The 17,700-nt window shown below is 73.5% G+C and carries 17 protein-coding genes; 13 read left to right on the top strand and 4 right to left on the bottom strand.

Annotated elements, in window-relative coordinates; translation table 11 throughout:
- Positions 1–30: 30 nt before the first annotated feature.
- The gene (locus IF02_RS32200) at positions 31–567 is read right to left on the bottom strand and encodes a hypothetical protein (protein WP_037835526.1); all 537 of its coding nucleotides are present in this window, start codon (positions 565–567) and stop codon (positions 31–33) included.
- A gap of 247 nt (positions 568–814) precedes the next feature.
- Between IF02_RS32200 and IF02_RS0105600 the strand changes: the two genes are divergently transcribed.
- The 4 genes from IF02_RS0105600 to IF02_RS0105585 all read left to right on the top strand — a co-directional run bounded on the left by IF02_RS0105600 (position 815) and on the right by IF02_RS0105585 (position 6,101).
- Positions 815–1,048, top strand: coding sequence for a DUF397 domain-containing protein (locus IF02_RS0105600; RefSeq protein WP_030154127.1), 234 nt, complete (start codon positions 815–817; stop codon positions 1,046–1,048).
- Between the two features lie 37 nt (positions 1,049–1,085).
- Entirely contained in the window at positions 1,086–1,967 is an 882-nt protein-coding gene (locus IF02_RS0105595; protein WP_051695835.1) for a helix-turn-helix domain-containing protein, read from the top strand.
- Positions 1,968–2,091: 124 nt separating this feature from the next.
- Positions 2,092–2,466 carry a YbjQ family protein gene (locus tag IF02_RS0105590; RefSeq protein WP_030154125.1) on the top strand — a complete coding sequence of 125 codons (375 nt, stop codon included), beginning with the start codon at positions 2,092–2,094 and terminating at the stop codon, positions 2,464–2,466.
- Positions 2,467–2,621: 155 nt separating this feature from the next.
- Positions 2,622–6,101, top strand: a complete 3,480-nt coding sequence (locus tag IF02_RS0105585; RefSeq protein ID WP_051695832.1) for an endo-alpha-N-acetylgalactosaminidase family protein — start codon at positions 2,622–2,624, stop codon at positions 6,099–6,101.
- Here IF02_RS0105585 and IF02_RS0105580 read toward each other — a convergent pair.
- Together IF02_RS0105580 and IF02_RS0105575 are read right to left on the bottom strand one after the other, a co-directional pair.
- Entirely contained in the window at positions 6,089–6,958 is an 870-nt protein-coding gene (locus IF02_RS0105580; RefSeq protein WP_051695830.1) for a helix-turn-helix domain-containing protein, read from the bottom strand. The two genes, IF02_RS0105585 and IF02_RS0105580, sit on opposite strands and share 13 nt — an antisense overlap.
- A gap of 32 nt (positions 6,959–6,990) precedes the next feature.
- Positions 6,991–7,908 (bottom strand): EamA family transporter, encoded by a 918-nt coding sequence (locus IF02_RS0105575; RefSeq protein WP_030154122.1) that lies wholly within the window; start codon positions 7,906–7,908, stop codon positions 6,991–6,993.
- Positions 7,909–7,937: 29 nt separating this feature from the next.
- On the opposite strand from IF02_RS0105575, the gene IF02_RS0105570 reads away from it, so the two are divergent.
- The 5 genes from IF02_RS0105570 (at position 7,938) to IF02_RS32990 (ending at position 12,967) form a co-directional block, all read left to right on the top strand.
- Positions 7,938–9,503 (top strand): PLP-dependent aminotransferase family protein, encoded by a 1,566-nt coding sequence (locus IF02_RS0105570; protein WP_030154121.1) that lies wholly within the window; start codon positions 7,938–7,940, stop codon positions 9,501–9,503.
- Positions 9,504–9,577: 74 nt separating this feature from the next.
- Positions 9,578–11,164: a glycosyltransferase family 2 protein gene (locus tag IF02_RS32195; RefSeq protein ID WP_051695827.1), complete on the top strand. Its 1,587-nt coding sequence runs from the start codon at positions 9,578–9,580 to the stop codon at positions 11,162–11,164.
- Positions 11,165–11,295: 131 nt separating this feature from the next.
- Positions 11,296–11,715, top strand: coding sequence for an LAETG motif-containing sortase-dependent surface protein (locus IF02_RS0105560; RefSeq protein ID WP_030154119.1), 420 nt, complete (start codon positions 11,296–11,298; stop codon positions 11,713–11,715).
- 113 nt (positions 11,716–11,828) lie between these two features.
- Positions 11,829–12,449 (top strand): RNA polymerase sigma factor, encoded by a 621-nt coding sequence (locus IF02_RS32190; RefSeq protein WP_078621887.1) that lies wholly within the window; start codon positions 11,829–11,831, stop codon positions 12,447–12,449.
- A complete protein-coding gene (locus IF02_RS32990; protein ID WP_051695824.1) occupies positions 12,446–12,967 on the top strand; it encodes a hypothetical protein in 522 nt (173 codons plus the stop codon). The genes IF02_RS32190 and IF02_RS32990 overlap by 4 nt, the downstream gene beginning before the upstream one ends.
- Before the next feature lie 14 nt (positions 12,968–12,981).
- On the opposite strand, the gene IF02_RS0105545 is transcribed toward IF02_RS32990, so the two are convergent.
- Positions 12,982–13,434 carry a MarR family winged helix-turn-helix transcriptional regulator gene (locus IF02_RS0105545; RefSeq protein ID WP_030154116.1) on the bottom strand — a complete coding sequence of 151 codons (453 nt, stop codon included), beginning with the start codon at positions 13,432–13,434 and terminating at the stop codon, positions 12,982–12,984.
- A gap of 245 nt (positions 13,435–13,679) precedes the next feature.
- Between IF02_RS0105545 and IF02_RS0105540 the strand changes: the two genes are divergently transcribed.
- From IF02_RS0105540 to IF02_RS0105525, 4 genes are all read left to right on the top strand, one after another.
- Positions 13,680–14,900 carry an MFS transporter gene (locus tag IF02_RS0105540; RefSeq protein WP_030154115.1) on the top strand — a complete coding sequence of 407 codons (1,221 nt, stop codon included), beginning with the start codon at positions 13,680–13,682 and terminating at the stop codon, positions 14,898–14,900.
- Positions 14,901–14,992: 92 nt separating this feature from the next.
- Positions 14,993–15,430 carry a GlcG/HbpS family heme-binding protein gene (locus IF02_RS0105535; protein WP_030154114.1) on the top strand — a complete coding sequence of 146 codons (438 nt, stop codon included), beginning with the start codon at positions 14,993–14,995 and terminating at the stop codon, positions 15,428–15,430.
- 71 nt (positions 15,431–15,501) lie between these two features.
- The gene (locus tag IF02_RS0105530) at positions 15,502–17,175 is read left to right on the top strand and encodes a beta-N-acetylhexosaminidase (RefSeq protein ID WP_051695820.1); all 1,674 of its coding nucleotides are present in this window, start codon (positions 15,502–15,504) and stop codon (positions 17,173–17,175) included.
- A 74-nt stretch (positions 17,176–17,249) separates the two neighbouring features.
- Positions 17,250–17,681, top strand: a complete 432-nt coding sequence (locus IF02_RS0105525; protein WP_030154112.1) for a GNAT family N-acetyltransferase — start codon at positions 17,250–17,252, stop codon at positions 17,679–17,681.
- The last annotated feature ends 19 nt before the right edge of the window (positions 17,682–17,700 follow it).

The raw sequence follows: 17,700 nt of genomic DNA, 5'->3' as shown, positions 1-17,700 counted from the left end.
CCGCCCGGTGCGGGGACGGGGTCCGGAAGGTCAGTCGCACCACTTCACGTGGTGGAGGTTCTTCACGTAACGGGCGGTGACCCAGGCGTCCTTGCGCTCCTTGCCGTCCTTCCCCTCCATCGCGTCCGCCCCGTTCTCCGCGTTCGAGACCGCGGGCTGCTCCATGGAGTTCTCCATGGACTGCTCCATGGGCTGCTGTCCTTCCTTCTCCTTCTCCTTCTCCTTGACGTGGAGGAGGTACCAGACGTTGTTGCCGTCGACCGACTCACCGCGCACCTTGCACACGATGGCGACCCTGTGGTCCGGCTTCACGTGTCCCACGGACTTCGAGCGGGTGGTCGGCTTGGAGCGGAGCTTCAGCGGTCCGCGCGAGACGACCTTGCCGACGGTGTACTCCTTGCCCTGGTAGGTGCCGGCCTGGTCGCCGTCCGGTTCGAGAACGACCATCTCCTGCGAGGGGGTGTCGGTCGTCGGACCCTCGTCCGCGACGGCGGCGCCCGCCCCGACCCCGCCGAGCACCAGGCTTGCGGCGGCGAGAGCGAGGATGGTCCTGGTGGGCTTCCGCATGTGCAGGCTCCTCTGCGAAGACTTCCGCCCGGCCGCGGTGAGCCGCGGGCCGGGGTGGCAGCCAGTCGGCTGCCACGGTCGACTATGGCCAGGCCGGGTCGAGCAGCCCCGGTGACTCACCGCCGTTTAGCCCGAAATGCGCAATATCCGCCCCTCGGTCCGGGGGTCGGATCATCGGGATATCGCGCAGCCGAGGCACCCATTCGAGGGACTCCCGTGCCCCGTACATCTGGCTAGCATTTCTGTCATGCAGCTCGACAACGGCGTGGTGGCCGGCGCGATTCCCGGCGTGGTGTGGGTCAAGAGCAGTGCCAGCGTGGGCAACGGCAACTGCGTGGAAGTCGCGGCCCTGGCGGGCGGCGGAGTGGCGATGCGGAACTCGCGCTTCCCTGACGGGCCGGCGCTGGTGTTCACGGCCGCCGAGATCGAGGCGTTCCTCCGCGGCGCCAAAGACGCGGAATTCGACCACCTGACCGGATGACGGCTCGATTCGAGGCCAGAGCGTGAGGGGTGGACCGATGGGCGGCGATCGGGCCCGGGCGGCGGCCGACCGCCTGCTGGGGCGGGAACTGCGCAGGTGCCGTGAGGCCCGGGGCCTCACCCTGCGTCAGGTGGCACCGGTCATCCGCGGCTCGGTGTCGAAGATCAGCCGGATGGAGCGCGGCGAGAGCCCGCCCAGACCGCGCGACGTACGGGACCTCGCCCGGTACTACGGCGTCGACGCCGAAGAGATGCGGGCGATGGAACGGCTCCTGGAACACGCGCGGGACTCCGAGTGGTACGAGCAGTTCAGCGATGTCACCCCCGACTTCCTCAAGCGCCTCATCCAGCTGGAGGGCGACGCCGAGGAGATCTGCGTCTACGAGAACCTCGTCGTCCCCGGCATCCTCCAGACCCGCGCCTACGCCCGGCACATGGTGCGGGCGGTCATGCCCGGCGCCGGCGAGGAGGAGGTCGACCGTGTCGTCGAACTCCGCGCCGAACGGCAGCTGCGGCTGATGAACCGTCCGCTGCCCCGGGTGACCGCCCTGCTGGAAGAGGGCGTACTGCACCGCCGCTGCGGGAACGCGGCCGTGATGGACGAGCAGCTGACCCACTTGCTGCGGGCCGGGGAGACCGGCAAGGTGAGCATCCGCATCCTCCCGATGGCCCGCGCGTACGGGGCCACACCGCCCTACCCGATCACCCACCTGAGGTTCCGCGACGGGGAGCACGCCGAGGTGGCGTACGTGGAGCACATCAACGGCGCGAACTACGTGACCAGGCCGCGGGCCCTCGACGACTACCGCACCGCCCTGACCAACGTGCGCAACGCGGCGGCCACCGTGGACGAGAGCACCGGCCTGATCCGCACGGCGCAGCGCCAGTTCAGCGCCGGCGAACTCCGGGTGACCGCGTGATCGCCTGACCGCCTGACCGCCTGACCGGGTGAGCACGTCACGGCCGGCCCAAGGGACCTGGGGGATGGCTGGAACGGGCCCCCTCCGGATGCGCGGGTCCGCGCCCGCCGCCAGAGTGGCTGTCATGGGTATCGAAGATTACAGCGGCGGCCCGGGCGCCCAGCAGACCGGCGTCCTGGTCGTGACGACGAACGACGTGCCCGGGTACCGGGTCGAGCAGGTCATCGGCGAGGTGTTCGGCCTCACCGTCCGCTCCCGCCACCTCGGCAGCCAGATCGGCGCCGGCCTGAAGTCGATGATCGGCGGCGAGCTGAAGGGCCTGACCAAGACCCTGGTGGAGACCCGCAACCAGGCCATGGAACGGCTCATCGAAGCGACGAAGGCGCGCGGCGGGAACGCGGTCCTGATGATGCGCTTCGACGTGACCGAGGCCGCCGACGTCGGGACCGAGGTGTGCGCGTACGGGACGGCCGTCGTGATCACCCCCGCCGCCTCCTGATCCCCTCCATCCACTTCCGTAAGTCCAGGACGGGGCTCCGCTTTGTCCATGGGCCTGCGGCGGCGCGGTCCGCAAGCTGACAGGTCAGTGAGCGGACCGCGGGCCTCCGTGCCGTGCGGTCTTCCGCCCAGGAAGCACCGACTCCCGGAGGCCCGATGCGCACCCCCCTCTGGCCGACCGCAGCCGCGGTCGCCGGTCTCCTCGCCACCCTCGTCGTCTCCGTGCCGGCGGCCTCCGCGGCGGACGCCGCCGCGGCCGCCCAAGCCGCCGCGGCCACCGCCGCCACGCCCGTGACGATCACCTCGCCCGAGCTGTCCGTCAGCGTCGACAGCGGCTTCCCCCGGGTCGTCAGCTACACCCGGCGGGCCACCGGGGACGTGCTGAACGGCAACGAGGACGCCCTCTCCGCGATCGTCGTCAACGGCACCACGTACACCCCCACCGTGACCTCGACGCCCTCCGCCTCCTCCGTGGACTACGCGCTGGCCTTCTCCGGGGTGACCATCAGATCCCGGCTCTCGGTCACCGGTTCGGTCGTGGAGTTCAAGGTCACCGCGATCGAGGACACCGCCGCCCTGCGCGTACGCAGCCTCGCGATCCCCGACCACACCCTCGTCAGCGTCCGCAGCGACCAGCCCGGCGCCGCGCTGGCCACCGCGAACATGTACACCGCCACCACCGGCACCGGGGACACCTTCACCCCCGTCACCGCGAGCACCCCCGTGGACTCCGCCGCGACGACGGTGATGTACGGGCTGGCCAACACCGCCAAGCTGGCCGCCGCCATCGACTCCAACTCCCTCTACGACACCCCCACCGGTGGCACCGCCCGGGAGAACGGCCGGATCAGCAAGCGGGTCACCGACAAGGGGGCCTACCGGCGCGCCGGACTGTGGAGCGGAGCCTGGCTCTACCGGGCCGCGGGCGCCGCCGACACCGACACCGAGCCGCTCCCGTACGCGCGGATCGCGATCACCGGCGACCGCAACGGCGATGCGACCGTCGACTGGCAGGACGCCGCCGTCGCCTACCGGGACATCTGGACCCCGCCCACCGGCTGGCAGCAGACCGCCGACCGGGTCGTACAGCGCATCCCCTTCAACTTCGCCTCCCAGGCCACCCACCCCTTCGCCGAGACCCTCGACGAGACCAAGCGCGTCAGCCTCGCCACGGACGGCCTCGGCCAGTTCGTCCTCCTCAAGGGGTACGCCTCCGAGGGCCACGACTCCGCGCACATGGACTACAAGAACATCGGCTCCAAGCCGGGCGGGGCGGCCGACCTGAACGCCCTCACCACCGCCGGACACGCCTACAACGCCGACTTCGGCGTCCACATCAACGCCACCGAGGAGTACCCGGTCTCCGCCACCTTCGACCCGGCCCACCAGAGCGGGGGACTGGGCTGGGACTGGCTCGACCAGTCGTACTACGTGGACACGCGCAAGGACGGCCAGTCCGGCGAGCGGCTGAAGCGGCTCCAGGACCTCAAGACGGCCGCGCCCGGGCTCGACTTCCTCTACGTGGACGTCTGGTACGGGGACGGGTACGTGTCACGCAAGCTCCAGCGCGAGATCGGCGGCCTCGGCTTCCAGCTCGCCACCGAGTTCCCCAACACCCTGACCGAGCAGTCCCTCTGGCACCACTGGGCGGCCGACGTCAACTACGGCGGCAGCGACCTGAAGGGCATCAACTCCACCATCGCCCGCTTCATCGGCAACCACGCGAAGGACGACTGGATCGCCGCGAACCCGCTGCTCGGCGGCGCCGAACTCGCCGCGTACGAGGGCTGGCAGGGCAAGAAGGACTACACCGCCTTCCTGAACACGACCTTCGCCGTCAACCTGCCGACCAAGTACCTCCAGGAATCCCCGATCGTGAAGTGGACCTCCGACACGGTCACCCTCGCGAACGGGACCACCGCCACCACCGCCGGCGGCACCCGGAAGATCACCACCGGCGGGCGCACCGTTCTCAGCGGAGGCAGCTACCTGCTCCCGCGCGACGGAAAGCTCTACCACTGGAACGACAAGGGCGGCTCCACCACCTGGACCCTGCCCGCCGGATGGACCGCGCCCAAGCTCTACAAGCTGACCGACACCGGCCGGCAGCTGGTCGGCGACCTCGCCGTCAGCGGCGGCCGGGTCACGCTCAACGCCACCGCGAAGACCGCCTACGTCGTCACCGACGGCGCAGCGCCCGCCCAGGCCGACCCGAAGTGGGGCGAAGGCACCTCGGTCAAGGTCAAGGACCCCTCCTTCTACGCGGGCGACCTGAACGTCTGGACGGTCACCGGGACCGGCGCCGCCGTCACCCGCAACGCACAGGGCCAGAACGAACTCACCCTGGCCCCCGGGACCGCCCCCGCCGTCTCCCAGCAGCTCACCGGCCTGACCCCCGGCACCTACGCGGCCTCCGTCTGGGTCTCCACCCCGACGGGCCGCGCCACCACCCTCACCGCCACCCCGGCCGGCGGCGCCGCCGCATCCGTGTACGCCGACTCCTCGACGCTGACCAACAACCTGGGCGGCAGCGAGAAGAACGGCACCAGGATGCAGCGCATGAAGGTGCTCTTCGACGTGCCGTCAGGGCAGTCCACCGCCACCCTGAAGCTCTCCGCCGCGGCCGGCTCCGGCACCGTCTACCTGGACGACGTACGGGTCGTCCGCTCGGCCCGCACCCCGCTCGCCGGCCACTGGTTCACCGAGGACTTCGAGAACGTGGACGCGGGCTGGGGCCCCTTCGCCTTCGGCGGCGCCGGCGGCGCGGCCACCGATCCGCGGACGCACATCGCCCAGCGCAACGCCCCGTACACCCAGGCGGGTTGGAGCGGAAAGCCGGTCGACGACGTGATCTCCGGGCAGAACTCGCTCAAATCGCACGAAGAGCGCCAGGGCCTGGTCTACCGCACCCTCCCGCAGACGCTGCGGATGGTGCCCGGCCACGCGTACAAGGTGACCTTCGGCTACGAGAACGGCTTCTCCGGCGACTACCAGTTCATCACCGGCTCCGGCAGCACCGAGACGGCCACCGCGCTGAACCAGGCGCGGACGGCCACCACGTTCACGAAGACCTTCACCGCCGGGAGCGACGCCTGGATCGGCATCCGGAAGGCCACCGCAGAAGACTCCCACAACGAGGCCGACTTCATCCTCGACGACCTCGCCGTGGACGACCTCGGTCCGGTCGGTGGCGGCGAACTCCTCGTACCTCAGGCGCAGATGGGCGTGAAGGCCGTCGACAGCCAGGAGACCACCGGCGAGAACGGCAGCGCCGCCAACGTCCTCGACGGCGACGCCGCCACCATCTGGCACACCGAGTGGTACGCCGCCACCGCGCCGATGCCGCACGAGATCACCCTCGACCTGGGCGCCTCGTACAACGTCTCGGCGCTGCACTGCCTGCCCCGGCAGACGCAGAGCAACGGGCGCATCGCCGACTACCAGGTGTTCACCTCCACCGACGGGGTGAACTGGGGGACGGCCGCCGCCACGGGCACCTTCGCGAACACCACCGCGCAGCAGGACGTCTCGTTCACCGCCAGGACCGCCCGGTACGTCAAGCTCAAGGCCACCAGGGAGGTGGGCGGCAACCCCTGGACCTCGGTCGCGGAGCTCAACATCGGCTACCTGCCCTGAGGCTGGGGGCGGGGCGGTACCGACTGCTGAGGCACCGACTGCTGTTGGCGGAACCGGACGGGTGCCATGCCCACCCGGCGGCTGAACAGCCTGCTGAAATACGCCGGATCCTCGTAGCCGACCCGCCGGGCGACCCCCGCGACCGGCAGGTCGGTCCGGGCCAGCAGCTCCTTCGCCCGGCTGAGCCTGATCCCGAGGAGGTACTCCTTGACCCCCTCGCCCGTACTGCGCCGTACGGCCCCGCGCAGTTCGGGCAGGGGTATCCCGAGCCGGGCCGCGTGCTCGGCCACCGAAATGGGCAGCAGCGCGTCCCGGGCCAGGGCGTCCATCACCGCGTCCCCGTGCCGGGACACCTCGGCGCGGGCGTAGCGCAGTGCCACGAGCAGTCCGTGCACGGCCGCGGCGGCCTCCACCTCCAGCAGCGGGCCGCCGCGCCGGGCCGCCCGTACGATCCCGTCGACCACGTGCCGTACGCCCTCCGTCCCGCTCAGCGGCACCAGCGGGCGGTCCGGGGTGACGTAGCCGAGGTCGGTGTACGCCTCCACGCTGCGGCCCGCGAAGTCCACGAAGCACTCGTCCCAGCCGGTCTCCGGGTCCGGGCCGTAGTGGTGCTCCACGCCCGGCACCAGCCACAGCAGGGCGGGCGCGGTCACCGGCTGTGGCGGGCGCCCGTCGTGGCCGAACCAGCCGCGCCCCCGGGTGACGACCACCGCGACGTGGTGGTCGAGGGCCCGCGGGCCGACCACCGGCAGCAGGCCCTCCTGCACCCCGACGCCGAGGCAGACCAGACCGAGTCGCCGGTGGTTGGCGGTGGGGGAGAAGTACCGCATCCAACTGCTGTACGGGGGCTTCGGCATCTGCGGATTGTGATCCACCGGGCCGGGCCCCCTCAAGGGGACGCGGGCGCCCGGCCCTTGCGCGGCCGCGCCTCCTTCCGTACGGGCCCGCGGCCCGGGGCGCGGAGTCCGGCCGCCAGCCCGGCGACCACCACGACCAGGCCGAGCCAGACCGGCGGGCCGGGCATCCCGCCGCCGGAGAGCGCCCCGATGGCGGCCGCGGCGAGGGGCGCGACCCCGGCCAGCAGCCCGGCCCGGCCGGCGCCGACGGCGGCCACCGTGCGGTACCAGAGGAGGAAGGCCACCGCGGTCACCATGACGGCCAGGTACCCGGCGGCCGCCCACTGGGCCGGTCCGAGGGCCGGCAGACCGGCGGGGTGCTCGGTGAGCAGCGTCAGCGCCGCCAGCATCACGGCCCCCAGCCATACCGCGTGTACGGAGACCCCCCACGGTCCGTGGCGCCTCAGTACGGGTACGGCGAGCAGGGTGAACGCGGCCTCGCAGGCCAGCGCCAGCGCGGCCCAGGCCACTCCGGCGGCGTCGGTCCGGCCGGTCCCCTCGACGAGGACGGCCCCGGCGACGACCACGACGGCCGCCACCAGGATCCGAGTGGTGGGACGGCGGCCCTCCAACAGCGGGCCGAGCACCCCGAGGAGGACCGGTACGGAGGCCACCGCGACGGCGATGACGGCCGGTTCGGCGTGCGCGACCCCGCGCACTACGGCCACGTTGAACAGCACGAGCCCGGTGGCCGCGATCCCGGCCAGCCACAGCCACTCCCGGCCGCGCGGACGCAGGACCGGCACCCGGGCGGCCCGGGCGAACGCGATCAGGAGGAGGGCGGCGGCCGCGTAACGGACGGCCTGGGTGGCGAACAGCGGGGCGTGGACCAGGGAGCGCGAGACGGTGACGCTGCTGCCGACCAACACCATGCCGAGGGCGCCGGGGGCGAGGGGAGCGAAGGTGTTCATACGACCCAGCCTCTGCGAGCATTGGCCCCATGGGCAGTGCCGAACCGCATCGATCCAAGGGGTCCAAACCGGCCGAGCCCGCCGGCGGCTCGGATTTCCTCCAGCTGGACCGGCGGGAGGTGCCGCCGGGTGGCCGCACGCAGTGGCTGACGGCCCGCATCCGAGCGGCCATCGCCGACGGCACGCTGCCGGTCGGCAGCCGCCTCCCGCCGAGCCGGGTGCTCGCGGCGGAGCTCGGGGTCTCCCGCGGCCTGGTCACCGAGGCGTACCAGCGCCTGGCGGACGCCGGTCAAGTCCAGGGCCGCGGCCGCTCGGGCACGACGGTGGTCGCCGCCCCCCTCCCCCCGCCGGCCGCACCGGCCGCCGCGACCGCCCCTGCCGCGCCGGCCGGCCGGAACGCGCCGGGCGGGCCGGCCGGGCCCGGTGGGCCGTTCGGGCCGGGTGGGCCGTTCGGGCCGGGGGCGGCGGCCGGTGCGGCCGGGGCGCTCGTCGATGCCCTGCGGGCCGTGCCGTGCCGGATCGACCTCTCGCCGGGGGTGCCCGACCTCACCGCCTTTCCGCGCACCGCCTGGCTGCAGGCCGAGCGGAGCGTGCTCGGCGCGCTCACGCCCGCCGACTTCGGCTACGGGAACCCGCAGGGCGTGCCCGCGCTGCGGGCGGCGGTCGCCGGCTGGCTCGCCCGCAACCGCGGGATCCGCGCCGACCCCGACGAGGTCGTCATCGTCGCCGGCGTCGCCCAGGCGCTGGCCCTGGTGGCCCACGTCCTGCGCGAGGGCGGCGTACGGAAGGTCGCCGTGGAGGACCCCGGCTCGCTCGGGGCCCGGCAGCAGCTGGAGTACGGCCGGCTGGAGACCGTACCGGTACCGGTGGACGAGGGCGGGCTGGACACCGCCGCCCTCCGGGCGAGCGGAGCCCCGGCGGTGCTGCTCACCCCGGCGCACCAGTTCCCGACCGGGGTCGTGCTCGACGGCGAGCGCCGCCGGGAGCTGCTCGGCTGGGCGGCGGCGGGGGGACTGGTCGTCGAGGACGACTACGACGCCGAGCACCGCTACGACCGCGCCCCCGTCCCCGCGCTGCGCGCCCTGCTGCCCGAGGGCGTCTGCTACGCCGGAAGCGTGTCCAAACTGCTCGCCCCCGCGCTGCGCCTCGGCTGGCTGCTGGTCCCGCCCGGCCTGCGCGAAGCGGTGGTGGCCGCGAAGCGCTACGCAGACCTGGGCAATCCGGTCCTCGCACAGCTGGTGCTGGCCCGGCTGATGGACTCGGGCGAGCTGGAGCGCCACCTGCGCTTCGTCCGGCGCCGCCACCGCCGCCGGCGGGACACCATGCTCCAGGCGATCACCGAGCACCTGGCGGGCGCCCGGGTCCACGGCGCTGCGGCCGGCCTGCACCTGATGGTCACCTTCGACGGCGCGGCCTTCGAGGACACCGCCCTCGCGGCCGAGGCCCTGGCCCTCGGTGTCAAGGCCCACCCGCTGTCCTGGCACCGCATCCGACCGGGCGCACCCGGCCTGGTCCTCGGCTACGCGGCGGGCCCGCCGGGCGAACTGGAGGAAGGCATCGCCCTGCTCGGCCGCGCCCTGCGCCGACTCCGCTGAACCCGGTCCGGTCTGATCCGGCCGGAAGGGCACCCCCTCCGGAGCCGGCGAAGCGGAACTTTATGCTCAGGTGCATGCACCACGCGTCCGTCCCCGACATCACCGTGATCATCGCCGTCTACAACGCGATGCCCTACCTGAACGAGTGCCTCGACTCCGCGCTCGGCCAGAGCCTCGGGGCCGAGCGCCTGGAGGTCATCGCGGTCGACGACGGCTCCACGGACGGCAGCGGCGCCGAGCTGGACCGCTACGCCGCCCGGTACCCGCAGGTCCGCGTCCTGCACCAGCCGAACTCCGGCGGCCCCGGCGGCCCCCGCAACCGGGCCCTCGACCTGGCCCGCGGCCGGTACGTCTTCGTCCTCGACGCCGACGACTACCTCGGCCCCGAGGCGCTGGAGCGGCTCCTGGACATGGCCGAGACCCAGGGCAGCGACGTGGTGCTCGCCAAGCAGGTCGGGCTCGGCCGGACGGTGTCGGACAAGGCGCACCGGCACGCCGAGGAGGCCGCCCTCCACACCTCGGAGGTCTACCGCTCGCTGCACTCGGCCAAGCTGATGCGCCGCCAGGTCATCGAGGACGCCCGCCTGCGCTACCCGGAGGACCTCTGGTACGGGGAGGACCAGGTCTTCGTGACGGAGGTGTTCCTGGCCGCCGGGAAGATATCGGTCGTCGGCGACTACGACTGCTACTTCCTGCGCCGCCGCGACGACGGCCAGAACATCACCGCGCGCCCCCGGACGGCCGGCGAGACGGTGGCCCACATCGAGCGCGTCATGGCCCTGGTGGCCGAGCGGGTCCAGGACCCGGTGGGGCGGCGCCGGATGCTCGGCCGGCACTTCCGCAGCCTGCTGCGCACGGCACTGCGGCCGGCCGTGGAGGCCCGCCAGGAGAACCCCGGCTTCACCGGGGAGGTGTACGACCGGGCGCGGGCGCTGGTGCAGACGTACTGGCGGCCGGACATGGGCGGCGAGCTGCCGCCGATCGACTGGATCCGGCTGTACGCGTTCGCCTGCGGCCCGCTGCCCGCCTTCGAGCAGCTGATGGAGTACGACCCGGCCCTGGAGCCGGCGCCGCAGGAGCTCGTCGACAACGGCCGCGTGTACCGCTGCTACCCGCTGTTCCGCGACCCGGCGGCGGGACTGCCGGACGTGCTCTTCGACGTGACCGACAAGCTCAAGACGCAGCACCGGCTCGCGTCGCTGACCTGGCAGGGCGGCCGCGTGCGGCTGACCGGCCACGCGTACATCCAGTCGCTCGGGACCGGCCGCATGGAGAGCGAACTGCTGCTTCGGGCGCGGGAGACGGGCGACGAGCACCTCGTACCCCTCCTGGCCCGGCCGGCGCCCGAGCTCACCGAGCAGAACCCGGAGCTGATGATGGCCGGCTTCCTGGCGGAGCTCGACCTGGCCACGCTGGCCGGCGGGGGTCCGCTGCCGCCGGGCACCTGGGACTGCTTCCTGAACGTACGGGCGGACGGGGTCACGCGTACGGTCCGGCTGGGCCGCCGGCACGCCCCGGAGCTGGACCGCACGGCCCGCCGGGCCAAGGTCCTGGCCCGCGACCCGGGCGGCGCCACCGAACTCACGGCCGCCGCCTTCTTCACCTCGTACGGGAACCTGAGTTTCGAGGTGGTCCGCAGGATTCCGCTGCCCACGGCCTGAAGAAATTTCTTCCAGCCGAAAAAACTTCGGAACCGGCGGCAACCTCACGGGGGGTCGCGCGTCGTGCGGGGGTGAAGGGCGGCATTCCGCGCCCTGCACCGACCGTGACCCGACCGTGGAGAACCACTGTGATGAACCTGAAGCGCGTCCCCTCGACCGTCCGCCGGGCGGCCGTCACCGCTGCCGCCGCCGGGGCGGTCCTCGCGCTCGCCGGGCCCGCCTTCGCCGCACAGGGCGCCTCGGCCACCCCGTCGCCCGTCCCCAGCGCTCCGTCGAGCGCGACGCCCACCCCCTCGCGCAGCGTTCCGCCGACCGCGGCGCCGAGCGCCCACCCCACGCCCTCGCGCAGCGTTCCGCCGACGGCCGCGCCGAGCGTCCAGCCCACGGGCGCTCCGAGCGCGGCGCCCAGCGCGTCTCCTTCGCCGGCCGGTGACGAGCTCGCGAAGACCGGCTCCTCCGCCACCACCGCCGCCATCGGGGGCGGGGCCGCCGTGCTCATCGCCGCCGGCGCCGGCACCCTCTACGCCGTCCGGCGCCGCGCCAACGGCTAGGCACCCAGAAACCCGGGAATCCAGTGCTCCACCTCGTACCACCCGCACCTTCCCCCCGCCCCCTCACGCTCGGCTTCGGCCGGGCGTGGCGGGGCTCGTGGTCGTGGCGGGGCTTGTGGCCGTCGGTGCTGCGCCGCGAGCGCGCCACCCCGCCGCCGCCCGCCCATCCGTACGGGCACGCCTACGGTCAGGGGGCCGCGTACGGGGCGGGGGCCGCGTACGACGACGGCCCGCGCACCGACGCGCCGCAGCCCACCGTCACCGAGCTCTACCACGCGCACCGGCTGCGCATGGTCCGGCTGGCGGTGCTGCTCGTCGACGACCTCGCCACCGCCGAGGACGTGGTCCAGGACGCCTTCACGGCCCTGTACCGGCGCCACGGGGAGCAGGTCAGCGAGGTCGACAACGCGCTCGGGTACCTGCGCACCGCCGTCGTCAACACCTCCCGGTCCGTGCTGCGCCGCCGCCGCACGGCCCGCGCGTGGACCCCGCCCGCGGCGGCCGACATCCCGTCCGCCGAGGACCACGTCGTCCTCGACGAGGCACACCGCGAGGTCCTCGACGCACTCGGCCGGCTGACCCCGCGCCGCCGGCAGGTCCTCGTACTGCGCTACTGGGCCGAACTCAGCGAGGCGGAGATAGCGACCACCCTCGGAATCAGCCGGGGCGCGGTGAAGTCGAACGCGAGCCGCGCCCTGGACGCGCTGGAACGGATTCTGGAGGGACGGATATGACGCACGGCGAACGCCCCGTCGAACGCAGGCTGCGCCAGGCCCTCGACGCCCGCGCGGCCGGGATCACCGTCCGCGAGCTGCGCCCGGCGCAGCCGCCGGCCCTGCACGTCCGGCGGCTGCCCGCCGCGCGGCTGCGGCTGGGCCTGCGCCGGTTCGCGCTGCCGCTGGCGGGGCTGGCCGCGGCTGCCGCCGCCGTGGCCGGGTACCTCGTGCTGGGCCCGGACACCTCCCCGGCCCGGCCGGTGCCGCCGGCTTCGCCGCCCGAGATCACCGGACCCGGGCCGACCCCGGACTCCCGTACGGGAACGGGCAGTCCGCACCCGTCCGTGGTGCCGTCGTCCCCGACGCCCTCCACGGCCCCCGGGACCCGCTCGCCGCAGCCGCCGGGGCCGACGCCGACCCCGTCGGGCGCGCATTCCGCCGCCCCGCCGTCGAGGTCCCCGTTCTCGTCCGCCACCCCGTCGTCCACCCCGTCGCGGTCCTCGCCGCCCCCGAGCGCGGGACCGTCCAAGGGGTAGGCCCTGCTCGCGGGTCAGGCGCGGGTGTTCTCCACCGCCGCGACCAGCGGGGCGAGTTCGGGGTTGCGGCCGGCCTCGGCCAGCGCCTCGCGCAGCGCGGTGTCGTTGGTCGGCCGGGCGGCGGCCAGCAGGGCCAGGCCCGCCTCGCTCACGTCGGTGTAGATGCCCCGGCGGTCGGTGTCGCAGATGTAGCGGTTCAGCAGCCCGCGGTCCTCCAGCCGGCTGACCAGCCGGGTGGTCGCGCTCTGGCTCAGCACCACCGAGTCGGCCACCTGGTGCATCCGCAGGTGCCCGCCCGGGCCGCTGTGCTGGCGGCTCAGGACGTCCAGCAGCGAGTACTCGCGCACGCTCAGCCCGTGGCCGGCCTGCAGGGCCCGCTCGATGTGCGCCTCGATCCGCCCGTGCAGCAGGGAGAGGGCGCACCAGCCCTGGGCGAGGCCGGTGAGTGCGCTGTCGGTGGCCGTCATGGCTGCTCCCTGCTCCTTCACACCGCTTCCGGTGTTCCCGTGTCGGGTGTTCCCGTGACGGGTGTTCCCGTGTCCGGTGGTCCTGTGCCCCGTGTTCCCACGGGTGTCCTCCCAGGATAGGCCACTACCGCAATAGCCCGCGTTTGCAATTATCCCGCGTCTGCAATTAATGTGGACGCACGTAAGCGGCGACGGCAAGTGCCGCGGACTGCACCACCACCTCCCCCTTGAAGGGCACCCCCCTCATGCCTCTCGCACTCCTCGCCCTGGCCATCGGGGCCTTCGGGATCGGCACCACCGAATTCGTGATCATGGGCCTGCTCCCCGAGGTCGCCGCCGACTACGGCAGCTCGATCCCCACCGCCGGCTTCCTGGTCACCGGATACGCCCTCGGCGTCGTCCTCGGCGCCCCGCTCATGACCGTCCTCGGCACCCGCGTCCCCCGCAAGCGCATGCTGATGCTGCTCATGGGCCTGTTCATCGCGGGCAACGTGCTCTCGGCGCTCGCCCCCGCCTTCGGCGTCATGCTCGCCGGGCGCGTCGTCGCCTCCCTCGCCCACGGTGCCTTCTTCGGCATCGGCTCGGTGGTCGCCGCCGGGCTGGTCGCCCCCGAGAAGAAGGCCGGCGCGATCGCCATGATGTTCACCGGCCTGACCGTCGCCAACGTCGTCGGCGTCCCGCTCGGCACCCTCGTCGGCCAGACCCTCGGCTGGCGCGTCACGTTCCTGATCGTCGCCGCCCTCGGCGTCCTCGGCCTGGTCGGCATCGCCAGGCTGGTCCCCGAGCTGCCCCGGCCCGAGGGCGTGCGGATCCGCCACGAGCTGGCCGCCTTCCGCAACGTCCAGGTGCTGCTCGCGATGGCGATGACCGTCCTCGGCTTCGGCGGGGTCTTCGCCGCGATCACCTACATCACGCCGATGATGACCAACGTCGCCGGTTTCGCCGACACCTCCGTCACCTGGCTGCTCGTCCTCTTCGGCCTCGGCATGGTCGCCGGGAACCTCATCGGAGGCCGGTTCGCCGACCGCGCGCTGATGCCGATGCTGTACGTGTCCCTGGGCGCCCTGGCCGTCGTCCTGGCCGTGTTCACCTTCACCGCCCACCACAAGATCGCCGCCGCCGCCACGATCGTGCTGATCGGCGCGCTGGGCTTCGCGACCGTGCCGCCGTTGCAGAAGCGGGTCCTCGACCAGGCCGCCGGCGCCCCCACCCTGGCATCCGCCGTCAACATCGGCGCCTTCAACCTCGGCAACGCGCTCGCCGCCTGGCTGGGCGGCCTCGTCATCGCCGCCGGGCTCGGCTGGACCGCCCCGAACTGGGTCGGCGCCGCGCTCGCCGCCTCCGCCCTGGTCCTCGCCCTCGTCTCCGGCGCGCTGGAGCGGCGTACGGCCGCCCGCCCGGGCGCCGGCGGCCGGGTCGCCGCGGCCGCAGCCCCGGCCGCCGCCCCCGTGCCCGTCCACCACTGATCCACGAGCCCGCGTACGACCCCCCCGGTACGCCACCCCCCTACGGCAGCCCTCGTACGAGATCCCCCGCACCACGATTCAGGAGAACCCGCATGTCCGGCACCACCACCCCCGCCCGTACCGCCGTCGCCCCGCTGACCACCGAGGACGCCGAACTGCTCCTCTCGGCGGCCCGCACCGCCGCCGAGCGGGCAGGGGTCACGGTCAGCGTCAGCGTCCTCGACGCCGGAGGGCACCTGCTCGCCTTCCGCCGCGACGACCGGGCCGTGCTGATCTCCGGCGAGACCAGCACCCGCAAGGCCTTCACCGCCCTCCAGCTCGACGCCCCGACCGCCGACCTCGTCGACGCCGTCCAGCCCGGCGGGCCCTTCCACACCCTGCCCACCGCCCTCGACCGGCCGCTGCTGTTCATCGCGGGCGGGCTGCCGGTCCACCGCGACGGCCGCCTCATCGGCGCCATCGGCGTGGGCGGCGGCGCCCCCGACCAGGACCACGGCTTCGCAGCGGCTGCCCTCGCCGCGCTCGTCTGACCCTCCCGCCCCGGCCTCCGGGTCGCGCGCCCCGGTCCTCCGTGCCACGTTGGTACGGGGGACAGGGGTGCATGATGCGAGAGTCCAGGCAGGTCAGGTCGTCCAGGCAGGTCAGGCAGGTCAGGCGGAGCCACGTCATCGCGACGGCGGTCGTCGCCGCGCTGGCCTCCCTCGCCGTGCCGGGGTGCACGGCCGCCTCCGACGAGGGCCGCGGCCCCGGGGACGCCAGCACCACCGGCTCCGCCGCCCCCGTCACCACGGTCGCCGCGCCGACGCCCCCGCCGCCCTCGCCGACCCCGTCGTACGCGCTGTCCACGGCCCCGCGCACCATTCCGGCCGTACGGGAGCACATCCCGGCCCGCGGCCCCGGCTGGAAGCCGGCCGCCGCCGCGCGGGTCGTCGTACCGCCGGTGAACGCGGCCGCACTCGCCGACGAGGGCAAGCTGCTCGCCGGCGAACTGCGCATGGGCTTCGCCGAGAGCGCCGACCCGCGCCCCGGCGACGTGGAACTGGCCCTCGGCGCAAAGAACTCCGGACCGCCCGAGTCCTACACGCTCACCGTCCAGAACGGCCGCGTCCGGGTCACCGGCCCCGACGAGGCCGGGGTCTTCTACGGCACGCGCACCCTCAAACAGGCGGTGAAATCCGCCGGTTCGGCCCCCGAGGGCACCGTGCGCGACGCCCCCGCCAAGCCCCAGCGCGGCCTCAACCTCGACATCGCCCGCAAGAACTTCGCCGTCGGCTGGATCGAGGACGAGCTGCGCCGCATGGCCGACCTCAAACTCAACCAGCTCGGCCTGCACTTCTCCGACGACCAGGCGTTCCGGATCCAGTCCGACACCCATCCCGAGATCGTCTCCACGCCCCACCTCACCAAGGCCCAGGTCCGGCAGATCACCGCCCTCGCCGCCCGTCTGCACATCACGGTCGTCCCCGAGCTCGACTCGCCCGGCCACCTCGGCGCCGTGCTGCGCGCCCACCCCGCCCTCCAGCTGCGCGACGTACAGGGGCGGGCCGTGAAGGGCGCCGTGGACATATCCGATCCGGCCGCGGCCAAGCTGATCGACGAACTGCTCCGCGAGTACCTGCCGTTGTTCCCGGGCGGGTTCTGGCACCTGGGCGCCGACGAGTACCAGGCGCTGGTCTACCGCGACCCGCAGGCCTCCTTCCCGCAGCTCGCGCGGGCGGCCCAGCAGAAGTACGGACCCAAGGCGCGCATCCAGGACCTGGCCGAGGGCTGGCTCGACGACCGTGCGGACGTGGTGCGTCCGGCGGGCAAGGTGCCCAAGGCGTGGAACGACGGCTTCTTCGCCGGAGGCGTGGTCCAGGCGGCCAAGGACATCCAGGTCGAGTACTGGACGGGCAAGGAGATCGGGGCCCGGCCGCCGCTGGAGTACCTGCGGGAGGGCCGCAAGCTGGTCAACCTCAACGACGAGTACCTCTACTACGTGCTCGGCCAGCCGAACCAGTTCACCTATCCCACCGGCAAGCGGATCTACGAGCAGTGGACCCCGCTGGTCCTGCGCGGCACGACCCCGGTGCCCGACCGGTACGCGGCGCAGGTGCTCGGCGCCCGGCTGGCCGTGTGGTCCGACCTGGCCGGCGCCCAGACCCAGGCCCAGGTCGCCGAGGGGATACGGCTGCCGCTCGCGGCGCTGGCCCAGAAGGTCTGGGACGCCCGCCCGCCGCAGCCCGCCTGGACCGAGTTCAAGGCGCTCGCCGACCGGCTCCAGCCGCCGGGCTGACCTGCGGAGGGCGTGTCCCGCACCGCCCCGGATATTCGCTGGCCGGACGCCGTCCGCATTGCTTGGATGCCGGGATGAACAGTGAGCTGCCGGACGGCTACGAGTTGTCCACCGACCCCGCCCGCCTCGACGCCGAGCTGATCCACCGCTGGCTGTCGCAGGACGCGTACTGGGCCCTCGGCCGGAGCCGGGAGAAGCAGGACCGGGCCATGGCGGAGTCCCTGAACTTCGGCGTCTACGACGCGGCCTCGGGAGCCCAGCTCGGCTACGCCCGCGTCGTGACCGACCGGGCCACCTTCGCCTGGCTGTGCGACGTGTACATCGACCGCGCCGCACGCGGCAAGCGGCTGGGGACCGGCCTCGTGGCCGCGATCCGCGACCACCTGGCCCCGTACGGGCTGCGCCGGGTGATGCTCGCCACGGCCGACGCGCACGGCGTCTACGCCGAGGTCGGCTTCGAGCCCCTGGCGGACCAGGAGAAGTGGATGCTGCTCGGCGAGCAGTAGGGGAGCGGAGGAGCGGCCG

Source organism: Streptomyces sp. NRRL S-244 (assembly GCF_000717915.1).
Classification (GTDB): domain Bacteria; phylum Actinomycetota; class Actinomycetes; order Streptomycetales; family Streptomycetaceae; genus Streptomyces.
Note: the sequence above shows the minus strand (reverse complement) of the source record. Positions and strands in the feature narration are given on the sequence as shown.